The sequence below is a fragment of the Planktophila turicensis (SeqCode) genome (genome assembly GCF_965234405.1).
Lineage (GTDB): Bacteria > Actinomycetota > Actinomycetes > Nanopelagicales > Nanopelagicaceae > Planktophila > Planktophila turicensis.
Window position 1 is genome coordinate 1,300,518 of the sequence record NZ_OZ248346.1, and the last position, 22,935, is coordinate 1,323,452.

The window sequence follows — 22,935 nt, forward strand, 5'->3', positions numbered from 1 at the left end:
CAATTTTCTTGACTTTGGGGGTGAGCTCCGCCTACGGTTGCGCCATGACTACCGCCTTCCATGCAGATGCCGAAATCGCCTCCCAGCCTCAAATCTGGCGCCAGGTAGCCGAATTCGCCCCAAGCGTCTTTAGCAAGCTCCCCAAGAAGGGCGAGCGCGTGGCGGTCGTCGGCTGCGGAAGCTCTTGGTTCATGTCGATGGCATATGCCTCATTGCGTGAGGCTGCTGGCCATGGCGAGACCGATGTCTATGCCGGCTCTGAATTTAACTATGACCGTAAGTACGACCGCATCGTCTCAATCTCTCGCTCTGGAACAACTACTGAAATTGTCGAACTTCTCGGCAAAGTCAAGACCCCTTCTGTCATTCTTACAGCGATTCACAACTCCCCTGTCGAAGATCGCGCAACAGAGACAATCATTATGGATTTCGCTGATGAACAATCAGTTCTACAAACTCGCTGGGCAACTGCAGCTCTTGGTCTGCTCCGCGCCCACCTTGGCTTTGATCTCAATTCAATCGTGAAAGATGCTGAAGATGCACTCGCTAGCGATATCTCTGACCTCGTTGAAGTTGAACAGATCAGCTTCCTTGGTCGCGGTTGGACAATTGGCCTTGCACACGAAGCAGCGCTGAAGACTCGCGAATCTTCACAGTTCTGGGCTGAGGCATACCCAGCACTTGATTACCGCCACGGTCCTCTCTCGATTTCACAACCAGGACGCGCTGTCTGGGCATTTGGCGATATTCCTGCTGACTTGGTGCGCGATATCAAATCAACCGGCGCACTCTTTGAATCAAGCAAGCTCGACCCTATGGCTCATCTCATCCGTGCTCAGCGCGTAGCAATCGCTATCGCTAAGAAGCGTGGCGTAGATGCTGATAATCCACGCGGTCTAGCACGCTCCATCATTCTCGATAAGTAATTACACTCATCTCTGTGAGCTATGTAGTCGCAGTAGATGTAGGCGGAACCGAGATCAAGAGCGCTCTTGTCGACTCGGATTTCAACGTTATCGCAACAATAACTGCGCCTACTCCTAAGGCAGATTCCACTGGCGCAGAAACAGTCAATGCAATTGCTGCCATCGTTGCCGAATTCGGTGCTACACAAAAGGTTGAAGCAGTCGGATTAGCAGTACCTGGCGCTCTCGATGAGCCTGCTGGAACATCTCGTTGGTCAGGCAATCTGCAGTGGAAGAACCTTCCTATTCGCGATCTACTGCACACAGCCATCAATATTCCTGTCGCATTTGGCCACGATGTGCGCACTGCAGCAGTTGCTGAACTTCGCAGCGGCGCCGCACAAGGTGCGCGCAATGCAATCTTTATTCCTGTCGGAACCGGTATTGCCGCAGCGCTAATTATCGATGGAGAAATTCGCTCTGCTGAAGGTTATGCCGGCGAAATCGGCCACGTGAATGTCAACGGTAAATATCCATGCGTGTGTGGCAAGACCGGATGTTTAGAAGCTGCATCATCAACTCTTGCAATCAGTAAAGCCTACGAAGCTCAGTCGGGTAAATCTGGAACTACAACAGAAGAGATCTTCAAACTCGTTATTGCAGGAGATGCAGTTGCAACAAGCGTCTGGAACGATGCAACAGATGCAATGGCTCGTGCTTGCGAATCGCTCATCACAATTCTTGCACCTGAGGTAATCGTCTTCGGTGGTGGACTTTCAAATGCAGGTGAAACTTTCCTCAAACCAATAAGAGATTACCTCGATGCATCACTAACTTTCCAAAGTAAGCCGCGTCTTGAGATCGCACATTACGGATCAAAGGCCGGAACAATCGGTTGTGCCATGTTGGCATTTGATCTCGTGAAGGCGGGTAAGTGATGCATGTTCACGGCTCATCTGCAGTTGTCGATGGAAAGTTGCAAGAGAAGGTCTGCATTAAAGCTGCAGACGGTGTCATCACCACAATCACTCTTAACTGCGTAGAAACTCCTGATTCAAACCACACCGGAACACTGATTCCAGGTTTTGTTGATATTCACTCTCATGGCGGCGCTGGTTTCTACTTCTCTGATCTCTCCCCTGAAAATGTTGCCGCTGCTCGCAATGTTCACTTAGTTCACGGAACAACTACACATATTGCATCCCTGGTTACCGAACCTGTCGGAGTTCTCGAAGAGCAGATTCTGCGCTTAGTTCCGATGGTTAACGCTGGTGTCTTTGAAGGAATCCACCTTGAAGGTCCTTACCTTTCACATGCGCGCTGCGGTGCGCACGAACCATCTTTACTGCGTTCACCAAAGATCGACGAACTCTCAGCACTTCTCGATGCCGGCCAAGGTTCGATTTCAATGGTCACTCTTGCCCCTGAACTCGATGGTGGCATTGAAGCGATTGAGTATCTGACTTCTCGCGGAGTCACTGTGGCACTCGGCCATTCACAAGCAGATGCGGCAACCACCAATGCTGCATTCGCTGCAGGCGCCAAGTTGATTACCCACTTCAGCAACGGAATGCCTAAGCCAACAGCCGGTGGCACAACAATTGCTGAAGCATCCCTTGCCGAGAAGAGAATCCCACTTGAAATGATTCTCGATGGCATCCACGTATCTGAAGAGATTCTCAAAGAAGTTCTTACCTCCGGCGATAAGCGCACCATCTTGATTACAGATTCCATGTCAGCCGCAGGTGGCGCTGATGGAAGTTACTCAATCGGTTCACTTGAAGTAGTTGTCGTTGATGGCGTCGCTCGCCTTACTTCAAATCATTCACTGGCAGGAAGCACGCTCACTATGGATCGCGCCTTCATAAATCTCCTTGCCGCCAATAACAACATCGCAGATTGTGTCTTTGCTGCATCAACACTTCCCGCAAAGACTCTGGGCCTACATGCTGTTGGTGAAATCGCAGTTGGAAAGAAAGCCCACATTCTTGAATACAAATCTTCAGAAATCAGCGTTGTTGCCTCATGAGTTCACTAGAAGAGAACCGCCAAGCTGCCGCTGATTTCTTTGAGCAAATCTGGAATCAGAAAGATGAATCGGCAATTGATCGATTTATCGCACTTGATGCTGCAGGCAATGACCCAAAATTTGGCGTAGGCCGTGAATCATTCCGCGAACAGTGGAAGAAGTGGCACGCAGCATTTCCTGATCTTCACTTCGATGTCCGTGAAATCATCGCCGAAGGCGATCGCGTTGTAACTCGCTGGCACCTGACAGGAACACATACTGGCGCTGAATATTTAGGTAAGGCAGCATCAGGTGCCAAGATTGCCATTGATGGAGTCTCCATCGACACCATTAAAGATGGCGTTGTACTTGATGGATTTGATGCCTGGGATTCACTCGGTTTCCGCGAGCAACTAGGAATTATTAAGCCGCTTTAAAGTCCTGCGTGCTTTAACAAATCTTCACGCGCAACTGATTTACGACGTGGCTTTCCAACAGGTTCACCCGCAGCTACTTCAGCTTCATTAATTGCCTGCCAATGCAGCTGAGTTACAACTCTGTTATTTGTAATTACATCTGTGACATCACCTGAGTTCTTAGGTGTTCCAAGATCTTCAACCAGAAGCTTCATAACATCAGCAGCATCGGACTTATTGGTACCGATAACCCCTGAAGGTCCTCGTTTTGCCCAGCCAACGACATAGACATTTTCATATACTCGGCCATCAGTATTTACGACCTTGCCCTTTTCATAAGGAATACCATCGAGTGAAGCAGCCTCATAACCAATAGCTGTAATCACTAACCCGCACTTAACACTAAAAGTTTCATCGCTTCCGGTTTTTTGGAATACAACTTCTTCAACGCGGCCATCGCCCTTAATTTCGAAAGGTGTGGCCAAGAACTGGAACTTCATCGTACGTTCGTGGCTGGTGGCTTCCTTTTCGGAGATTAGAAGCATCGCATCGAGATTGCTCTTCACATCCTTTTCAGGTGCATCTCCTGCACGCACAAGCGCAGCATCAATATCTGCCTTCTCCATCACAACATTGGTGTGTTCAAGCTTTGGAAGTTCGCGTAGTTCAGGTGAAGTAAATGCCGCATGCTCAGGTCCACGACGTGCGCTGATAATGACGTTGCGAATTGAGCTCTGCTTCAGCGCATCAATGGCGTGATCAGCTGTATCTGTTGGATCTAACTCACTTGGTTCAAGTGCCAACATGCGCGCAACATCCATCGCAACGTTTCCAGCTCCTATAACAACTGCTGTATCTGTACTTAAATCAATTGATTCATCTTTGAAATCTGGGTGTGCGTTATACCAAGGCACAAAAGTCGCTGCAGACATAGACCCAGGAAGATCCTCACCCGGAATTCCAAGCTTCTTACCGAGAGCAGAACCAGTTGCAATAACGACTGCGTCGTACTTCTCTTTCAATTGCTCAATTGTGAGATCGCTACCAAGTTCAACGTTTGCAAAGAGTCTGAAGTTAAGTTCATTGGCGACTTTTTCAAATACCTTTGCGACCGTCTTAATCTTTGGATGATCAGGTGCAACACCGCTACGAACTAAGCCCCAAGGAGTTGGAAGGCGTTCAATCATGTCGATAGAGAATTGCAGTTCTTCGGTCTGAAGATTCTGTAAAGCTTGCGCTGCAAAGTAACCGGCAGGTCCTGCACCGACGATTGCTACTTTGTATTGAGGCACACGAATCCTTTGTCTAGCTAAATCAGAGCGGAGACGAGGAGATTTGAACTCCTGAAGGGTTTAACCCCTTACCTCGTTAGCAGTGAGGCGCACTCGACCGGGCTATGCGACGTCTCCGAGTTGCAGGTGAAGTCTACCGCGCTAGCGACGGCGGAATCTACGCACAATTCGCCAAGCAACGAGGGCTAAGAGCAGTATGCCAACGCCCTCCCAGAACGAAATCGGAAAAGGTCGATGGGCATCAAGTGGTTCACTGATGACTGAGCCGAGTGCAGTCACATTAAGTTCTGCGATGACTCCAGCATGGTCTGATCCGTATGGTGCGCCTTGTCCAAAGGTTCTTGCAGTGGCTACATCAATTCCATTCTTAACGAAGATGTAATCCAAGCGATCTGTAAACCCAAAGCTATTGCCCATCGCAGTTGCAGCTGCTTTTCTCTTCGGATCTGCACCTGTGAGAAGTGCATTCATCCCCCATGTGTAACTACTCGCTTCGCTTGCATCGGGACCAGCATCTGTAAATCCTGCATCACGCATAATTTTATAAGCGTTGCAGTCAGTTGCCCCCGCTGGACATTTTTCAGATGCAGTTGGTTGTTCACCTGGGTTTGGAACATCCAATGGACGCGGATCTCGCGGATCTGAGTTGAAGTCACCGATCAGAACTATTGGTGATTTTGTTGATTTCACATCTGCAACAAGTTGTCGAGCTTGATCTGCAGCTTTTGGAGTTTTGTTCTCGTCCCACAATGATTCAAGATGTGTAGAGATGAACCGAACATTAGTTCCCTGCATAGTGATATCAGCCCAGGTATATCCACGATTAATTTCCATAAGAGTCGGCACAACTTTGTAAATACTCGCGTATTCGGAGTTTCCCACTTGATTTACATATTGCGAAAGCTCTTTCTTGACGATGAGTGCATCACCAATTTGGAATCCGCAATCAGCTTTATCTTGGCCGAAGAGTTTCTGAAAAGTCTCTGGATCCTTAACGGTAGTCAGAAATGAGATTGGACCAATTGAGTAACCAGGATTGTTTGCCTGAACTCCGTCTTTCTCGGCGATGATGTAATCGCCTTTGAGTTCAGCGAGTAACTCTTGAGTGAAGTTGAAAACCTCGGTTTTCTTGCTCCAGAACTTGGCTTTGCAGTACCAAATCGTCGCTTCTTGAATACCTATGACATCAGGTGATTCGGCTCGAATCTGGTCGGCAAGAATCTTCTTGCGCTTGGAAAAATCAGTCTTCTGAACTTGATCCCACATAAATTGAGCGGCAGCCGGCATATTCGGAATCTTTGCTAGAGCCACACCCACATCTGCACCAAGATAAAGATTGCGTGACATCACTTTGATGGGCTGGGTATCTGCCTGTGCAGGAAAGATTGGAGCGAGAAGAAGCAGTGAAAGGGTTGAAGTGAGAAGTGCCCGAAATTTCATTTAACCGACCACCTTTCTTGTGAAACCGTTCTCAAACTTCTTATTCGGATCTAGCGCCTCGACAAGAGCCTTGAATTCGCTCATCTTTGGGTAGACGCTCTTTAGATATTGAGCATCGGCAGTAAATACCTTGCCCCAATGTGGGCGGTAATTGAATGCTCGAAGAGCAGCTTCAACTTTTTCAATAACTGGATAAATTGCATCATCTTTTTTCCAGGTGAAGTGAATAGCCAAGGTATCGCGCTGAAATGCACCGCTAAGCCACAGATCATCTGCGGCAATTGTGCGAAGTTCAGTAATCCATAAGAGTGGAGAGATTTCAGCACCTAACTTACTCACTGCCTCTATTGCAGCAGCTGCATCCTTTCGATCGACAAAAAACTCAGTCTGAATCTCTTCACCAACACTGGGAGTGAAATCGAGTTTGAAGTGCGATAAACGCTCATGCCAAAAACCTGAAACGCCCAGTTGTTCAGTACAAGCAACTGGATCAACAGAAGGGATTGGGTGATATTTCTTATCAGCCTTTGAACTTCCGCCGATACTTTCGGGAATTGCTTCACCATCGCGGAATTTGCACCAGAGATTTCCAACCTGATCGCTACCCCAATCAGTGAAGTAGCTGACGCTATAAGCAGTGCCCATAATTTGATCAAAGCTACGTTGCAGAACATCAAGAGGTATCTCTGGATAAATAACCTGACGGATTTCAAATGTTGGTTCAATCTTTAGCTCGTACTGATAAACAATTCCACCGAGACCAAGACCTACAACGAGTGCGTTAAATGCTGGGTTTGTGCGATTAATATGGCGAAGTTCGCCTTCGGCAGTTACAAGATCCAGAGCAAGAACTTGGTTGGCAAGGTTCTGATTCATTATTCCTGAACCATGAGTGCCCGTAGAAATCGAGCCAGCAATCGAAATGTGTGGAAGAGATGCGAGATTGTTGAGCGCCCATCCTTGTTGGTGAAGAACGGGTGCAAGTTCGCCGTACTTCAATCCAGCAGCAACGGTGACCGAGTTTGATTCAGGGTTAATCTCAATAGTCTGAGGCATCTTCGAGAGATTTATTGCATAGCTGCTGGTATTTGCAATCTCATTGAAGCAATGGGCAGTGCCTCGTGCGCGCAACTTTGCATTACTGCGCACTAACTCTTGTAATTCAGCGAGTGACTCTGGCTGCAAGTAACCTCGATCGTTGAAATCAACGTTCTTGCTCCAGTTCTGCATGGTTATTTCAAACCACTACAGGCTGGCTTTGGTCCACCGTTTGGATTTCCGTAGCGGTGATAGGTAATCGCAACGGACTGTTCGAGCAACCAGCGCGGAGTTTCGATATCTCCACGTTGTGCAATAGGACGATGGTCGACTGAGATTCCGTTATCCATCTCTTCAAGGATCGGTGGCTTACTTGATGCAAGCCAGCGAACGCGTGAGTACTTCTCTTTTACATCACCAAGATCGGTTGTGAAGATGACCTTTGCACCTGTTGTCTGAGCGATGTGGTGAATTAGTGACTTTTCGGCCTGAGTAGTTGATTCATCAACAACAACCACAATAGGCGCCAAATAACGGCGATAGCGCTGGAAGTTCTTCTCAACAATTAGTCCACTGCGATCAATCGCTTGTGAACCAACCTTTGCCCACCACGTATTAACGCCATAAATGGCTGCTTCGAGGTTTGTTACACGTGGCCAGTTGCGAAGTGTGTTGACGTAATTAAGTCCGCCAGCTTTCGCATTGGGGCCAACTGCAGAACGCTTCCAACCACCAAATGGTTGACGGTTAACAATCGCGCCAGTAATTCCGCGGTTAACGTAAAGGTTTCCTGCTTCGATGCGATTGATCCACTCTTCGCACTCTTTCTCATCGAGAGATTGGATACCTGCAGTCAGGCCGAAATCAGTTTCGTTCTGCCAATTGATCGCTGTATCGAAATCAGATGCTTCGATTACTGCAAGGACTGGACCAAACCATTCGTTGCGATGTGACCAAGACTTTGCCTGCACACCAAGCTTTACACCTGGGCGCCACATCAAACCTGCATCATCAAGTTGCTTTGGTTCAACCAGCCAGGTTTCTCCGGAATCTAGCTGTGTCAGTGCACGAGTAAGAGCGTTCTCTGATGGGCGAATGATTGGTCCAACAGTTGTTGAGAAATCCCACCCTGCTCCAACATGAAGTGATTCGACGGCATCTTTGAGCTGGCGAACAAATGCCGGGTCGTTGTAGATATGGGTATCAACGATTGCAATAGAGGCTGCTGAACATTTCTGTCCTGCGTGACCAAATGCAGACTGTACGAGATCCTTAACGGCTGCATCGATATCTGCGCACGCTGAGATAAGAACAGCGTTCTTACCGCTTGTTTCTGCCATCAAGTTGATCTCAGGGCGCCATGAAGTAAAGAGCGCTGCGGTGTTGAAAGAACCAGTCAGAATCAGACCATCGATGCCTGGGTTGGTAACGAGATACTTTCCATTTTCGTCATCTCGCATAGGCAAGAACTGCAATACATCCTGAGGAACACCGCCTGCCCATAGGTGGCTGACGATCTCCCAGGCTGTAGCAACAGTCTCTGGCGCTGGTTTCAAGATCACCGTATTGCCAGCGGCGAGGGCTGCACAGACTCCACCCATAGGAATTGCATATGGGAAGTTCCATGGTGGAACAACAAGAATGGTTCCGAGCGGAGTTGATTCGCCGAAGTTCTGCGCAGTCGTTGCATAGAAACGCGCAAAGTCGATAGCTTCAGCAACTTCTGGATCTGCTTCTGCCACTGTCTTTCCGGCATCGCGTGACATGACTGCGATGGTTTCGGTTGTTGCTTTCTGCATTACTTCTGCCGCTTTAAAGAGAATTGTGGTGCGCTCTTCGATTGTTAAACCGCTCCACTTGTCCTGCGCTTTCTTAGCGGTTTCGATTGCGGTATCTACATCTTTGGCTGAACCAACTGAGTAGTGGTACCAAACTTTGCCGTTATCAGAAGGATCGGTTCCTTCTTCTTGCTCTTTAGTAAAAATCTCTTTGCCATTGATAACCAATGGAATCTCTTGATCTTTAATGGCGCGGACCTTCTTGATTGCCTTTGAGACAGCCGCGATAAATTGAGGTTCGGTTGGATCTGCGTTGCGCTCATTTTCAAATGTCGTACCGGTTGTCATCGCATATTCAATATGGCGCAGCGATTCAGTAGTAATTGTGTGGCGCTCAGCAATTGACTTAAGGAAGCGCTCTTCTTGCTCTTTAAACTTTGCAGGGTTCTTTGAGATTTCAAATGCTGCTTTTAAGTAATTCTCATCCGATGTGTTTTCATCAAGACGGCGAACAAGATAAGCAACCGCTGCAGCAAAATCATCCTTACGAGTTACTGGCGCATACAAAAGAACTGGCTGACCCGCACGAGTCACAGCGAGTGCTTCAGCATTTGCCATTCCTTCAAGCATTTCAATATCAATCTGGTCAACAACCCCACGAGACTTTGCGACTTCAAGCGCCCATGTCATATGGAATAAGTTGTGTGAAGCAATACCAATGCGCACAGCCTTTGAATGTTCTGGGCGAAGAGCGGCATCAACAAGGCGCACATAAGAGGCGTCTACATCTGACTTTGAGCGATATGGGGCAGAGCTCCAGCCATGAAGTTCTGCTTCTGCGCGCTCCATTGCAAGGTTTGCACCCTTAACGAGGCGAACCTTGATGGTGCCACCGCTGCGCGCATAACGCGCCTTTGACCAATCAACTAACTGAGCGAAGAACTTATGGGATTCAGGAAGGTATGCCTGTAGAACGATTCCGGCCTTCATGGATTCGAATTCTGGTTCATCAAGCACGCGCATAAATGCCGCAACAGTCATTGGAAGGTCGCGGTACTCCTCCATATCCAGGTTTACAAATACACCGTGCTGGATTGCTTCACGATAGAGAATGCGCATCTTTTCAGATACGCGAGTAATTGAACCTTCGACGTCCATGATGATGAGCTGAGCAACGATGGATGAAAGCTTTACTGAAATGTAATTCACTTCTGGGCGACGCATCATTTCAAGAATTGATTGGAAGCGAAGTTCGGCTTCATGGTCGCCGAGAACCGCTTCACCTAAAACGTTGATGTTGAGTGAAATACCTTTGTCGGTGCGCTTGCCAAGATGCTTCGATAATTTATCGGCTTCGGATGCAAGAATTAAATCTTTAGAAAGTGCGCGTACGCGCTGGTGGACAGCAGCAACTACTGGCGTTGGCAATACATTTGAGATGATTCCAATTGCATGAAGCCCGATTCCGTTAAGTGGACCAAATCCAGTGATGCTCGCCTTCTTGGCTGCGCGACGGAAGATGCGAGAAGAAGATTTAACTGAAGAGATACGCATAACTTCATCGGTCAAAGTGATTGTTGCCTCGATTGCCTTCGGATCTTTAAAGAGGCGAGCAACGCGCTTGCGGTTAGCTTTCTCGCGGCGGTCACGCAACTTATCTGACTGCTCCATTAACTCTTTGGTGCGAGTAATGGCAGTCGTTGCGAGCTTATCGAGCGCTGCATCTGTCTCAAAGATTGAAGGCATTTCGCAAGGTTATCAAGGGATATTCACCCTTGCAGGCCCTACAAATGTGAGATTTATAAGCGTAAGATTGAAATATGAATAACGAAAATGCAGACGTTACGACAGATAAGCCAAAGCGCATTCACGACCAAGCGCCTTCTGAGCTCTTCTCGAACTTCATGAAGTCAGGATGGGCGCCATCTGATCTGAGCAACATCGAACCTCTCGAAGTTGTTACGTATGCATACTCCCGCCGCCAGGTTTTATCTGCGGAATACAAGGGAATTCGTCTCGTCCTTCCGGCTGGTGGATTTAAGGTCCGCGCCAACGACTCTGATTACAACTACCGCCCTCATAGCGCTTACGTTTATTACAGCGGAGTTCAAGGTGCAGATGCAACAGCGGACGCAGTTCTCGTTCTGGAACCATCTGGTGATTCACACATTACCTATCTCTATATGAACCCTCGCTCTACTCGCGACACCGATGCTTTCTACCGCGATGCAAAGTACGGCGAACTCTGGGTTGGCCGTCGCTTCACACTGGATGAAGCCAAAGCTCGCTACCAAATCGATACTCGCCATCTCAATGAACTTGAAACCCTCTTGGCTGATGGAAAAGAAACCCTCACTCTTCGCAACGTTGATCCGGCAGTGGATCCAAAGGTTAAGAAGCATGACCGCGAAGATGAATTCGCAACTTTCGTATCAGAACAACGCCTCTGCAAAGACGAGTACGAACTTCGCGAAATGCAGGCAGCCGTTGATGCAACCGCACTCGGGTTTAACGATGTCATCCATGCCATGCCTGCAGCTGTTGAAACTCCTCGCGGTGAACGCGTTCTTGATGGTGCTTTTTACGGTCGCGCACGAATCTTGGGTAATGACCTTGGTTACAACACCATTGTTGGTGCTGGTTCACACGCATGTGTATTGCACTGGATCCGCAACGATGGAGATGTTCGTCGTGGTGAACTAGTGCTAGTCGATGCAGGTGTTGAAGTTGAATCCTTCTACACAGCTGATATCACTCGTACTTTGCCCGTTGATGGAAAGTTCTCACCTGCTCAAAGAGCACTTTATATGCTGGTTTATGAGTCTCAATTAGCTGGCTTTGCTGCAATTAAGCCAGGGGTTCTCTTCTCTGAGATCAACAAGGCATGCCAAGAAGTATTGGCAAAGGGCTTGGCAGATATGGGAGTTCTTACCGTTTCGGCAGAAGAATCAATGAAGCCTGAAATCGGATTGCATCGCCGTTGGACTTTGCACGGAGTAAGCCACCACTTAGGTCTAGATGTTCACGACTGTGCGCAAGCTCGTAAAGAGCAGTATCTCGATGCACCTCTTCGCGAAGGAATGGTTCTGACTGTTGAACCAGGTCTCTACATCCAACCTGATGATGAACTCTTTGCGCCGGAATACCGAGGTATTGGTATCCGCATTGAAGATGATGTTGTTGTGACTGCAGATGGTTGTCGCAATATCTCTGAGAATATTCCGCGTCATCCAGACGAGATCGAAAAGTGGATGCAGGGGATTTTAGGACGCTAGTAAATATCCCCCGTATGCGGCTAGTAAGCCAAATACGAGAGATGCAACTAAGTTCACTGCAACAACTTTGTACTTCTTAAGTTCATAACCTAAGAAGATGTCAATGATAAAAGTCGACCAAGTTGTAAAAGCACCCGCAAAACCAATTGCTAGAAAATCATGCCAATGTTCTGTCGAGCTATATGTAAGACCGATGAGAAACGAACCTGCAATATTGACTACAAAGGTTCCGACAGGTTTTTCAGTAAATTTCCTAAAGTATTGATCGACTAAAAAACGCGCTGGTGCGCCAATTGCAGCGCCGAGAATGATCAGGAGAGTATTCACGCGCGCACCTTGATGTATTTACGAGCAAATTTGAGCGCAAGAACTACGACGATAAGAGATGAGAAAAGATTGAAGAAGAGGAAAGCGAGCCCTGCTTCACCTGGGGCCACAGCTTCATAAGTAACTGCCGAGAATGTAGAAAGACCGCCGCAGAAACCTGGGAGAAGTAAGTAACGCAATTCAGTGATTCCGCGGCGTTCCATGAAGACCATCAAGACCATGGCGAGGGCGACGGCAATAATGTTTGCAGCAAGAGTGCCCAAACCATTTGATGGAATGAGAAGCGATAGGGCGTAACGAGTAAGAGTTCCCAGAACTCCGCCCAGCGAGACGAGCCAGACCGCTTTCAGAGTTAAGCCAACTTCTTCGTAGATTTAAAGAGAGTTGTAATGACGCTGATGATCAGTGATGCAAAGAGTGCGGACCAGAAACCAGTGACTTCAAGTTTTTCGCTCCATCGCGCAGTTAGCGACAACATCGCTGCGTTCACGACAAAGAGGAAGAGACCAAAAGTTACGATGGAAACTGGAAAAGTAAGCACCTTGATTATCGAACCGAAGAAGCTGTTAATGAGCCCGAAGAGCAGCGCAACCCATAAATAAGTAGTTACGCCGCCATCGACGGTAATGCCAGGTACGACTAGCGTCGCAATCCACATCGAGAATGCGAGTACAGCCCACCTAACGAGCAACATTAGTTGCGCTTTTCTCGCTTCAAAATGCCCGCGAACATGCGTGCTGGATCGTACTTAATATCAACAACGCGCTCCTTCATAGGAATGATTGCGTTATCGGTGATCTTGATGTGCTCTGGGCAAACTTCAGTACAGCACTTTGTAATGTTACACATTCCGAGACCATGCTCTTCTTGTGCTGTGCGCTTGCGGTTCTTGAGCTTATCGAGTGGGTGCATATCAAGTTCTGCGATGCGAATAAAGAATCGTGGGCCAGCAAATGACTTCTTATTCTCTTCGTGGTCGCGGATAACGTGACATGTGTTCTGACACAAGAAGCATTCGATGCACTTGCGGAACTCTTGGCTGCGCTCGACATCGATCTGTTCCATACGCGCTTCACCAGGAGCGAGCTCCTTTGGATGTTCGTATGCAGGAATTTCCATCGCCTTCTTGTAATTGAAAGATACGTCTGTGACGAGATCCTTAATTACTGGGAATGCGCGAAGTGGAGTAACGGTAATAGTTTCATTCTCATCGAATGAGGCAACCTGTGTCATACAAGCTAGACGTGGCTTTCCGTTGATCTCCATAGAACAAGATCCACACTTGCCAGCCTTACAGTTCCAACGAACTGCCAAGTCGCCCATCTGTGTTGCCTGAACGCGGTGAATTACATCGAGAACAACTTCGCCCTCGTTGACATCTACCTGTACATCTTTGAGACCACCGTCTGTCGAGTCTCCTCGCCAGATGCGAAGATTAAGTTTGCGCGCCATTAGTTGGAACCGCCTTTCGCAATTTCTTCCGGTGTCATGTACTTCTCAAGTTCGTGAACATCAAAGAGATCGAAGAGCTCCTTAGGCAACATCGGAAGCGCTTGCGCCTTGATGTTGACTTGATTGCCATCGAATGAAGAGATGTGGTTGACCTGACGCCATGTGTTATTCATGCCAGGGAAATCATCGCGAGTGTGGCCACCGCGTGATTCCTCACGCAAGAGAGCTGACTTTGCAGTTGATTCAGCGACGAGCAACATATTGTCGAGGTCGAATGCCAAGTGGAATCCTGGGTTGAACTTTCGTCCACCAGCTACTGCCACGTTCTTACTGCGAGCGCGGATATCGGCAATCTTTGCGATCGCTTCTTCGATCTCAGTACGTGTGCGGATGATTCCGACCAAGTTATGTGTGACTTCCTGAAGTTCTGCGTGAAGTGAATATGAATTCTCTCCGCCCGCACGACTAAATGGAGCTTCAATGCGATCTGCTGCTGCCTTGATTGTTGAATCAGAGACAGGGTTTGCACCAGCGCTCTTTACGTACTCAGCTGCTCCTGCACCCGCACGACGGCCGAATACCAAAAGGTCTGTGAGTGAGTTTCCACCGAGACGGTTTGAACCATGCATTCCACCAGCAACTTCACCTGCTGCGTAAAGTCCTGGAACTCCGATCGCTGCAGCTGTATCTGGCTCTACTTCAACACCGCCCATGACGTAGTGACATGTTGGGCCGACTTCCATCGCTTCCTTGGTGATATCTACGCCAGCAAGTTCATAGAACTGGTGCCACATAGATGGAAGGCGCTTCTTAATAACTTCAGCTGGGATGCGCTTTGAGACATCGAGGAATACTCCACCGTGCTCGGTTCCGCGTCCTGCCTTAACTTCTGAGTTAATCGCACGAGCAACTTCATCACGTGGAAGAAGTTCTGGTGGACGACGATTGTTGTCCTGATCTTCATACCAACGATCTGCTTCTGCTTCGTTATCTGCGTACTTATCTTTAAATACATCTGGGATGTACTTAAACATAAAGCGTTCGCCTTCAGAGTTGGTAAGGATTCCACCTTCACCGCGAACAGATTCTGTTACGAGAATTCCGCGTACTGATGGTGGCCAGACCATTCCTGTTGGGTGGAATTGCAAGAACTCCATATCAACAAGGTTTGCGCCTGCCTTAAGAGCAAGTGCATGTCCGTCGCCGGTACCTTCCCAAGAGTTAGAAGTAATCTTGAAAGTCTTTCCTACGCCACCGGTTGCAATAACAACTGCTGGTGCTTCAAAGAGAACTTCTTCGCCAGTTTCGCGCCAGTAACCGTAAGCGCCAGCGATCTTGCCATTCTCCTTAAGAATTTCAGTGATGGTGCATTCAGCAAAGACCTTGATCTTTGATTCCATGTCACCGAATTCGCGACCATCTGCTTGCTGCAGAGCAACAATTTTCTGCTGCATGGTGCGGATGAGTTCTAGACCTGTGCGGTCACCAACGTGTGCCAGGCGTGGATATTCGTGTCCACCGAAGTTACGTTGTGAAATCTTTCCTTCTTTAGTGCGGTCAAAGAGAGCGCCCCAAGTTTCAAGTTCCCAGATGCGATCTGGCGCTTCCTTGGCGTGAAGTTCTGCCATACGGAAGTGGTTAAGGAATTTTCCGCCGCGCATTGTGTCGCGGAAGTGAACCATCCAGTTGTCATTGTCGTTGACGTTACCCATCGAAGCAGCTGCGCCACCTTCTGCCATAACAGTGTGGGCCTTGCCGAAGAGTGACTTACAGATGATTGCAACGCTCAGACCAGCTTCGCGTGCTTCTACCGCAGCGCGAAGACCTGCTCCACCTGCACCAATTACTAGGACGTCGTACTTATGTTTTTCCAAAACCGAATTTAATGAGCTCATATCAGCCATCGTCCTTTAGAAGAAGTAGAAGTTTGTCCAGGCGCCAGTTGCAACTTGGCGAACGTAGATATCGGCGAAAGCAACGCCAGCAAGTGAGTACCAAGCGAACTGCTGGTGCTTGTGGTTCATTGCTGAGACGAAAGTCCAGAGCTTGTAACGAACTGGGTGCTTCGAGAAGTGCTTCAGACGTCCACCAACTGTGTGGCGACATGTGTGACATGACAATGAATATGTCCAGAGAAGAGTTGAGCTCACGAGAAGTACGAGCGAACCAACGCTCATATGTCCCCATTCGCCTTCAACGTTCTTAAATGAAATCACTGCGTCATAAGTAAGGAACACGTTAAATACCAAACCTGCATAGAAGAACCAACGGTGTGCGTTCTGCAAGATAAGTGGTGCGCGAGTTTCGCCTGTGTACTTTGTATGTGGTTCTGCAACTGCACATGCAGGTGGAGAGAGCCAGAAAGCACGGTAGTAAGCCTTGCGGTAGTAGTAGCAAGTCATACGGAAACCGAGTGGGAAGATCAAAATAATAAGAGCTGGTGAAAGTGCGAAGTTGAAGATCTGTGCACTTACTGGAGTCCATCCGAAGATCGTCGCTTCAGGAACACACGCTTCAGATAAACATGGTGAATAGAAAGGTGAGATCAAGTGATCCTTATAGTAATTTGCACCTTCGAATGCTCTAAACGTCGCGTAGATAACGAATGAGAAGAGAACGCCGAATGTAACTGCGGGTTCTAACCACCACTTATCTGTGCGAAGCGTGCGCTCTTTAATCTTGGCGCGCGTTGGAGAAAAAACTCCGGACATATCTGCTCCCCTGAACTCAAAGCGCAGTCTGTGACTGCAATGAGAGAAGTGTGCGCTTCTACGCCGAAAGTCGCTAGGCGGTAAGCCTCGTAGGGCTTATGAAGTCAGCCACAACTCGAGGGGGAAATGCGAAACCCGCCTCAGTGATGAGACGGGCTTTGCCTTAAGCGCGGAGGACGTGGGATTTGAACCCACGAAGGTTTCCCTTGCCGGTTTTCAAGACCGGTGCACTCGGCCGCTATGCGAGTCCTCCGTGGGAGAGATTACCCGAAATCGGCTACTTCGAAAAATCGTCTGGAAATTTACGCTGGAAGTTCGAGCAACTGCTCGATGATGATTGCAACACCATCTTCTTCACATGGACCAGCTACACCTTTTGCATGGAGTGGTCCTTCAGGGTGGCCATCAGCCATTGCAAATGATCGACCACACCACTGAAGCATTGAGAAATCATTTGGGTTATCGCCGAATGAAACGCAATCGGCTGCATCGATACCAAGTCGTTCTGCCATCTTTGCAAGAGTTAGACCTTTGGAGACACCGAGTGCAGAAATTTCAAGGAGTGAATCTGAAGGGTTTGAGTGGGTAACAGTTACAACACCTTCTAGTTCAATTCTTGCAATCGCAAGCATTTCATCGGATGAAAGTTCTTGTTGTGAGCAACGTGCGAGTAATTTCAGAGCTGGTGAAGTAATAATCTCTTCAATCTGATCTACACCCACGTTATCGAGACCGACATCCCAGCGCGGAATATATGCCTTCTCGCGGTGGAAGTAATTATGTGATTCAACTGCAAATGAAATCTGTGGGATCGCTTTACGTAGACGTGTAACTGTTTCTAGTTGTGCATCAACTGGAATCAGCCACTCTTCAAGAACCTTGTCGTTGTGAAGGTCGTACAACATTGCGCCATTGCCACAGATTGCGCTGCCAATTCCAAATGCTTCTTTGATTTCAGGCATCCAACGCGGTGGGCGGCCAGTGACGAAGAAAATCTCAATGCCCATGGCGTGAGCCTTCTTAAAGGTATCGATTGTGCGCTGAGTGATATCTCCGTAATGCGCAACGATGGTTCCGTCGAGATCCGTTGCAATTAACTTCGGGCGACGTGCTACTTCTTGGTTATTGCTCACACGAGCTCGAATTTCTTCATTCCGAGGAATGGTTGAAGAGCTGCAGGAACATTGACTGTTCCATCAGCGTTCTGATGGTTCTCGAGAATCGCAACAATCATGCGAGGAATAGCGACCAATGTGCCGTTAAGAGTTGCAATCGCCTTTGTACCTTCTGCATCCTTGTAGCGAATGTTGAGGCGACGTGCCTGGAATTCGGTGCAGTTAGAGGTACTTGTTACTTCGCGATAAGCGCCCTGTGTAGGAACCCAAGCTTCGATATCAAATTTACGTGTGGCAGATGATCCGAGATCACCTGATGCAACATCGATAACGCGGAATGGAATCTCCATCGCTGTAAGGAAATCTTTCTCCCACTGCAGCAAACGCTTATGTTCTGCCTTTGCATCCTCTGGCTTGCAGAAGGTAAACATTTCAACTTTATCGAATTGGTGAACGCGAATGATTCCGCGGGTGTCCTTGCCATATGTTCCAGCTTCGCGGCGGAAACATGATGAGTAACCGGCGTAACGAAGTGGCAACTTATCTGCAGGAAGAATTTCATCCATATGCATTGCAGCAAGTGGAACTTCAGATGTACCGACAAGATAGACATCATCTTTTTCAATGCGATAAACGTTTTCTGCGGCTTGGCCTAAGAAGCCTGTTCCTTCCATTGCTGCAGGGTTTACCAGCACAGGTGGAATTACAGGTGAGAAACCATTCTTGAGTGCGCTCTGGATTGCGTAATTTACAAGTGCGAACTCAAGGAGTGCGCCAACGCCAGTTAAATAGTATGAACGTGAACCGGCAACCTTGGCACCACGCTCGGTGTCAATTGCGCCAAGCAACTTTCCGAGTTCGACGTGATCTTTTGGTTCAAAGCCATCTTTAGCGAAATCACGAGGTGTTCCGATGTGTTCGATTGTTACGAAATCTTCTTCGCCACCAATAGGCGCTTCGGTATCGAGAAGGTTTGAAAGCTGAAGCAATAGCGCCTTTGCCTTCTCTTCAATCTCTGAACGCTTTGCATCGGCAGCCTTTACCTTGTCGGCAAGCTCCTTTGCATTGGCAAGGAGCGCGGCCTTTTCATCGCCCTTTGCAGCTCCGACGCTCTTTGAAAGCACATTCTGCTCTTGGCGCAGAGTTTCGAATTCAGAGACAGCAGCGCGCTTGATTTCATCGATTGCAATGATCTGATCTACGAGCTCAACGTTTTCGCCGCGGCCCTTTTGAGATGCGCGGACAACATCAGGGTTCTCGCGTAGGAACTTGATATCAATCATGAACGCACCTCTCGTGGATAGGAACCTAGGAATCTAATGTCATCGCAGATCGAACGAAGCTCTTCAATCGACTTTCCGACTGGAGCATCGTTGATATGGCCTTCGACATCAATAATGAAATGGTAGTGACCAAGTTCGCGACCTGTTGGACGTGACTGGATGAATGTCAGGTTTACATCATGCTTGGCAAATACCTGGAGGATTTCCAGCAGCGCGCCAGCGTGATCGATATCGATAAAGACAGCCATCGAGGTGCGATCGTGGCCGGTCGGTTCTGGAACCCAACCTGGCTTCTGGGCGCAGATGAATCGAGTGACAGCGCCGGCATTGTCACCAATATTGTCTTCGCGAATTTCTAAACCGAAGTGGCTAGCAGCTGCATTTGATGCAATTGCTGCATCCAGTTCGCCCTTGCTCACTGCTTCTGCAGCAGCTGATGTTGAATTAGTAGGAACAATCTCTGCATGCGGATACTTCGCTGCAATGTATGAACGGCACTGTGATTCTGCATGTGGGTGTGTGCCGATGCGGTTAATTGTTGTTGCGCCCGGCTTAGTCATAAATGCAAAGGTGACAGGCAAAGTAACTTCGCCAGCGATAGTAAGTGGATCTCCGATTGCTAATTCATCGAGCGTGCGTGCAACAACACCTTCGACAGAGTTTTCAATCGGAACTAGAGCAAAATCTGCTTCGCCTTTACGTACTGCATCAAGTGCTGCAGTGACATTTGCATAAGGAACTTTTACATCAGAATCGCATGTAATTTTCGCAAGAGCGGCTTCGGTAAATGTGCCAACGGGGCCTAAATAGGCGAATGTCTGGCTGTCGGCTGCGCTCACTGGTTAAGGATACCTGAGTACCTCGCGGGCATGTGACGGCTTATTTGTGATGAGAATATCGACGCCTAACTTCTCGCAGAGTTTGATATCGGCATCATCATCGACAGTCCATACATTAAGCGAGCGGCCCAGCTTCTTAATGCGTTCGGCGCGAATGGGTTCTTCGCGAAGTTCGTTGATGCCCGGACCTATTGATGCCGAAGATGAGAACTTTGCTTGAAACCATGAGGTGTTCTTTTGCATCAGAAATGTTGTGTGAATAGTTGGATCAATTCTCTTCATCTTTTCAATCGCAAACCAACTAAATGACATCACTGCCACATCAATCTTTTCGATTCCTTTAGTTGCACGAATTTTCTCAACAACAACTTCTTCAATGCGATTTCCAGAAATAACTGGGTGCTTAGTTTCTAGCAAGACACCTTTCTTATTACTTACTGCAAATGCAAGAAATTCATCGAGGGTAAGAATCTGCGGATATGCGCGCGATACCTCTTTATATGTCATCTCGGCTATCAGCCCAGCGTTGCCTGCCCGTTCGAGCATCGTCGCGTTATGCCAGAGAACCGGCACCTCATCTTTTGTCAGCCGGACATCGCATTCAAAGCCATCGGCCCCTTGAGCGACTGCGCCTTCGTATGCAGCCAGGGTGAGCTCTGGGAAGTCAGCGCTAGCACCGCGGTGAGCATAGATAAGCATGAGACTGACAGTAGCAAAGAGATTAGGCTTATGCGCATGAGCCAGCTCTACTTCGCTACATCTGCGCGATCTGCAGTTGGCCTTGTCCGCAGCGGAAATGAAGATAGCGCTTTCACGTCTCGCAACATCGTTGCAGTTGCCGATGGCATGGGCGGACATGCAGCTGGAGAAGTTGCATCAAAGATTGCAATTTCAACTCTTGCTGAATTATCAAAGGTAATTACTAGTCCTGATATCGATTCTGAATCATCAGACGATATCTATCTGAACTCTTTTCACACTATTGATCAAGAGTTAAAAGCAGCGGTGCAAGAAAGCCCAGAACTATCTGGAATGGGAACAACCCTTACCTCTCTTTTCTTGCGCAATAACGAAGTCGCGCTGCTGCATATTGGTGATTCGCGTGCCTACAGATTGCGCGGAAATTCATTAGACCAGCTCAGCGTTGATCACACTGTTATTCAAGAGCTACTTAACCAAGGTGCAATCAGCCAATCTGATGTAGCTACACACCCTCAAAGGTCTGTACTTACACAGGTATTGATGGGCGAGGGCAATCTCGACCTTCCGCTCCCTGTATTCGAAGGAAAAGTTAAGGATCGCTACTTAGTATGTAGCGATGGCTTGAGTTCAGTTCTTTCCGAGAAAGAGATCAAATCTCTTATTAAGGGCAAGGATCGTGACGAAGCGGTGGGCGCACTTATCGATGCGACATTTATCAATGGCGCACCCGATAATGTCACTGTCGTCATTGCAGATCTTGTAGAAGAAGTTCAACCAGATAACATCGAGAAGATTGGAGCTGCACAATGATGAACTCATTGCTTGGCGGCCGTTATCTTCTCGGCCAGATGATTGGCACCGGCGGAATGGCCGATGTTTATATCGCTCAAGATCAGCGCCTTTCACGTGAAGTTGCGATCAAGATTCTCCGCAGTGATTTAGCAAAAGATCCTGCATTCGTATCTCGCTTCCGCAAAGAGGCAAAGGCTGCAGCGGGTTTGAACCATCCAGCAATTGTTGCTGTCTATGACTCTGGTGAAGAACCTGCGCCATACATTGTTATGGAGCTCGTATCTGGACACACTCTGCGCGAACTCATTCATCAAGGTGAAAGACTTCCACTCAACCGCGCTCTAGAAATTGCTGAAGGAATTCTCGCCGGTCTTGAATATTCGCACGATCGACATATCGTGCACCGCGATATCAAACCTGCAAACGTCATGATTACCGATAACGGTGATGTGAAGGTGATGGACTTCGGAATTGCGCGCGCGATGGATGATCTCGGTGCAACGCTTACAAGCACATGGAACGTTGTTGGCACTGCGCAATACCTCTCGCCAGAACAAGCAGTTGGCGAACCTGCAGATTCTCGTAGCGATATTTACTCAACCGGTTGCTTACTCTTTGAACTTCTTACCGGGCAACCGCCATTTACTGGCGAGACTCCAGTCTCAATTGCCTATCAGCATGCATCAAGCATCGCGCCACTTGTGCGAACACTGAAGCCAGAACTTCCTGAAGGAATTGAAACCGTTTTAGCCGTTGCACTTTCCAAGAAGCCAGAAGATAGATATCAGAGCGCACAAGCAATGCTCAATGACATCGCAAAGGTTCGCGCTGGTGAAGTTGTCACAACAAAGGTTGCAAAGAAGCCTCTCTTCTCTCGTCGTTCAGCTTTGCTCTTGGGTGGTTCTTTCTTTGCCGCCATCGCTCTTTCTGTAACTGGCCTCTTAATGAGTGGCGGCGGAAGTAATTCAGGGCCAATGGTTCCGAACGTTGTGGGCTTAAGCGAAGAAATGGCTCGCGCTCTTCTTGCTGATTATTCAGTCACCATCAAGCATGCCCACGATGGCGTTATCCCTAAAGATCGCGTAGCAAGCCAGCTTCCTCTTGCAACGACCAGAGCAAAGGTTGGCTCTTCGGTAGTTCTTACCGTCTCGGATGGTCCAGGTGATGCAATCGTTCCTGATGACTTAATAGGTATGTCACTTATTGATGCGCGCTCTGCACTAACTTCTGTTGGTCTCTTGGTATCGCAAACAATTGCTTCGCCTTCTGATCAACCACAAGGAACTGTGCTCGACGTAATGCCAGCCGTCGGTTCGGTAACCGAGGCAGGAAGTTCAGTAATTCTGACCATCGCAAGCGGTGAAGTAACTGTTCCAAACTTGATTGGTATCGAAGCAATTCAAGCGAAGACGTTACTTATTCAAGCTGGCTTCTTGATTAAAGAATTTTATGACTATGACTCTGCGCAACCTGCTGGTGTTGTTATTCGACAGGCACCAGATGCGGGAACAACGCAGACGATTGGTAAATCAGTAACAATTACTATCAATCGGGCTCCGTAG

At 48.2% G+C, this 22,935-nt stretch carries 21 protein-coding genes and 2 tRNA genes; 7 read left to right on the forward strand and 16 right to left on the reverse strand.

All coding sequences use genetic code 11. The annotated features are described in order from the left end of the window. Positions 1 to 44 precede the first annotated feature (44 nt). From AC8GFK_RS06795 to AC8GFK_RS06810, 4 genes are read left to right on the forward strand one after another with little or no spacing between them, the layout of a single operon-like run. Positions 45 to 926, forward strand: coding sequence for an SIS domain-containing protein (locus AC8GFK_RS06795; RefSeq protein ID WP_506625140.1), 882 nt, complete (start codon positions 45 to 47; stop codon positions 924 to 926). A gap of 14 nt (positions 927 to 940) precedes the next feature. Then, the gene (locus AC8GFK_RS06800; RefSeq protein ID WP_506625141.1) at positions 941 to 1,843 is read left to right on the forward strand and encodes an ROK family protein; all 903 of its coding nucleotides are present in this window, start codon (positions 941 to 943) and stop codon (positions 1,841 to 1,843) included. Then, a complete protein-coding gene (locus AC8GFK_RS06805) occupies positions 1,843 to 2,934 on the forward strand; it encodes an N-acetylglucosamine-6-phosphate deacetylase (protein ID WP_506625796.1) in 1,092 nt (363 codons plus the stop codon). Before AC8GFK_RS06800 ends, AC8GFK_RS06805 begins: the two co-directional genes overlap by 1 nt. Then, entirely contained in the window at positions 2,931 to 3,350 is a 420-nt protein-coding gene (locus AC8GFK_RS06810) for an ester cyclase (RefSeq protein WP_506625142.1), read from the forward strand. Before AC8GFK_RS06805 ends, AC8GFK_RS06810 begins: the two co-directional genes overlap by 4 nt. Here AC8GFK_RS06810 and AC8GFK_RS06815 read toward each other — a convergent pair. The 5 genes from AC8GFK_RS06815 to AC8GFK_RS06835 all read right to left on the reverse strand — a co-directional run bounded on the left by AC8GFK_RS06815 (position 3,347) and on the right by AC8GFK_RS06835 (position 10,623). Continuing rightward, positions 3,347 to 4,621, reverse strand: coding sequence for an FAD-dependent oxidoreductase (locus AC8GFK_RS06815; protein WP_506625143.1), 1,275 nt, complete (start codon positions 4,619 to 4,621; stop codon positions 3,347 to 3,349). The genes AC8GFK_RS06810 and AC8GFK_RS06815 overlap by 4 nt on opposite strands. Positions 4,622 to 4,649: 28 nt before the next feature. Continuing rightward, positions 4,650 to 4,738: transfer RNA gene (locus tag AC8GFK_RS06820), tRNA-Ser, on the reverse strand. A gap of 24 nt (positions 4,739 to 4,762) precedes the next feature. Beyond that, on the reverse strand, positions 4,763 to 6,061 hold the full coding sequence (locus tag AC8GFK_RS06825) for an endonuclease/exonuclease/phosphatase family protein (protein WP_506625144.1): 1,299 nt from the start codon (positions 6,059 to 6,061) through the stop codon (positions 4,763 to 4,765). After that, positions 6,062 to 7,291 (reverse strand): FAD-binding protein, encoded by a 1,230-nt coding sequence (locus tag AC8GFK_RS06830; RefSeq protein WP_506625145.1) that lies wholly within the window; start codon positions 7,289 to 7,291, stop codon positions 6,062 to 6,064. Positions 7,292 to 7,293: 2 nt separating this feature from the next. Beyond that, positions 7,294 to 10,623, reverse strand: coding sequence for a proline dehydrogenase family protein (locus tag AC8GFK_RS06835; protein WP_506625146.1), 3,330 nt, complete (start codon positions 10,621 to 10,623; stop codon positions 7,294 to 7,296). A 74-nt stretch (positions 10,624 to 10,697) separates the two neighbouring features. Here AC8GFK_RS06835 and AC8GFK_RS06840 point away from each other — a divergent pair, with 74 nt between their 5' ends. Further along, positions 10,698 to 12,152, forward strand: coding sequence for an aminopeptidase P family protein (locus tag AC8GFK_RS06840; RefSeq protein ID WP_506625147.1), 1,455 nt, complete (start codon positions 10,698 to 10,700; stop codon positions 12,150 to 12,152). On the opposite strand, the gene AC8GFK_RS06845 is transcribed toward AC8GFK_RS06840, so the two are convergent. From AC8GFK_RS06845 to AC8GFK_RS06895, 11 genes are all read right to left on the reverse strand, one after another. Further along, entirely contained in the window at positions 12,141 to 12,479 is a 339-nt protein-coding gene (locus AC8GFK_RS06845; RefSeq protein ID WP_506625148.1) for a fluoride efflux transporter FluC, read from the reverse strand. The two genes, AC8GFK_RS06840 and AC8GFK_RS06845, sit on opposite strands and share 12 nt — an antisense overlap. Further along, the gene (locus AC8GFK_RS06850) at positions 12,476 to 12,853 is read right to left on the reverse strand and encodes a fluoride efflux transporter FluC (protein WP_506625797.1); all 378 of its coding nucleotides are present in this window, start codon (positions 12,851 to 12,853) and stop codon (positions 12,476 to 12,478) included. Before AC8GFK_RS06850 ends, AC8GFK_RS06845 begins: the two co-directional genes overlap by 4 nt. Beyond that, a complete protein-coding gene (locus tag AC8GFK_RS06855; protein WP_095674107.1) occupies positions 12,832 to 13,173 on the reverse strand; it encodes a phage holin family protein in 342 nt (113 codons plus the stop codon). The genes AC8GFK_RS06850 and AC8GFK_RS06855 overlap by 22 nt, the downstream gene beginning before the upstream one ends. Beyond that, positions 13,173 to 13,931, reverse strand: coding sequence for a succinate dehydrogenase/fumarate reductase iron-sulfur subunit (locus tag AC8GFK_RS06860; RefSeq protein WP_095674108.1), 759 nt, complete (start codon positions 13,929 to 13,931; stop codon positions 13,173 to 13,175). The genes AC8GFK_RS06855 and AC8GFK_RS06860 overlap by 1 nt, the downstream gene beginning before the upstream one ends. Then, positions 13,931 to 15,835: a fumarate reductase/succinate dehydrogenase flavoprotein subunit gene (locus AC8GFK_RS06865; RefSeq protein WP_506625149.1), complete on the reverse strand. Its 1,905-nt coding sequence runs from the start codon at positions 15,833 to 15,835 to the stop codon at positions 13,931 to 13,933. Before AC8GFK_RS06865 ends, AC8GFK_RS06860 begins: the two co-directional genes overlap by 1 nt. 6 nt (positions 15,836 to 15,841) lie before the next feature. After that, positions 15,842 to 16,642, reverse strand: a complete 801-nt coding sequence (gene sdhC / locus AC8GFK_RS06870) for a succinate dehydrogenase subunit SdhC (RefSeq protein WP_095674110.1) — start codon at positions 16,640 to 16,642, stop codon at positions 15,842 to 15,844. 170 nt (positions 16,643 to 16,812) lie between these two features. After that, positions 16,813 to 16,895, reverse strand: a tRNA-Ser gene (locus AC8GFK_RS06875). 49 nt (positions 16,896 to 16,944) lie between these two features. Continuing rightward, complete coding sequence (locus AC8GFK_RS06880; protein ID WP_506625150.1) at positions 16,945 to 17,775, reverse strand: HAD family hydrolase; 831 nt, start codon at positions 17,773 to 17,775, stop codon at positions 16,945 to 16,947. Continuing rightward, positions 17,772 to 19,040 (reverse strand): serine--tRNA ligase, encoded by a 1,269-nt coding sequence (serS, locus tag AC8GFK_RS06885; RefSeq protein WP_506625151.1) that lies wholly within the window; start codon positions 19,038 to 19,040, stop codon positions 17,772 to 17,774. Before serS ends, AC8GFK_RS06880 begins: the two co-directional genes overlap by 4 nt. Then, on the reverse strand, positions 19,037 to 19,879 hold the full coding sequence (gene pheA, locus AC8GFK_RS06890) for a prephenate dehydratase (protein WP_506625152.1): 843 nt from the start codon (positions 19,877 to 19,879) through the stop codon (positions 19,037 to 19,039). Before pheA ends, serS begins: the two co-directional genes overlap by 4 nt. Positions 19,880 to 19,882: 3 nt before the next feature. Beyond that, positions 19,883 to 20,578 carry a glycerophosphodiester phosphodiesterase gene (locus AC8GFK_RS06895; protein WP_506625153.1) on the reverse strand — a complete coding sequence of 232 codons (696 nt, stop codon included), beginning with the start codon at positions 20,576 to 20,578 and terminating at the stop codon, positions 19,883 to 19,885. A gap of 36 nt (positions 20,579 to 20,614) precedes the next feature. Between AC8GFK_RS06895 and AC8GFK_RS06900 the strand changes: the two genes are divergently transcribed. Both AC8GFK_RS06900 and AC8GFK_RS06905 read left to right on the forward strand, forming a co-directional pair. Beyond that, positions 20,615 to 21,391 (forward strand): PP2C family protein-serine/threonine phosphatase, encoded by a 777-nt coding sequence (locus tag AC8GFK_RS06900; RefSeq protein ID WP_506625154.1) that lies wholly within the window; start codon positions 20,615 to 20,617, stop codon positions 21,389 to 21,391. Continuing rightward, complete coding sequence (locus AC8GFK_RS06905) at positions 21,388 to 22,935, forward strand: protein kinase domain-containing protein (RefSeq protein WP_506625155.1); 1,548 nt, start codon at positions 21,388 to 21,390, stop codon at positions 22,933 to 22,935. Before AC8GFK_RS06900 ends, AC8GFK_RS06905 begins: the two co-directional genes overlap by 4 nt.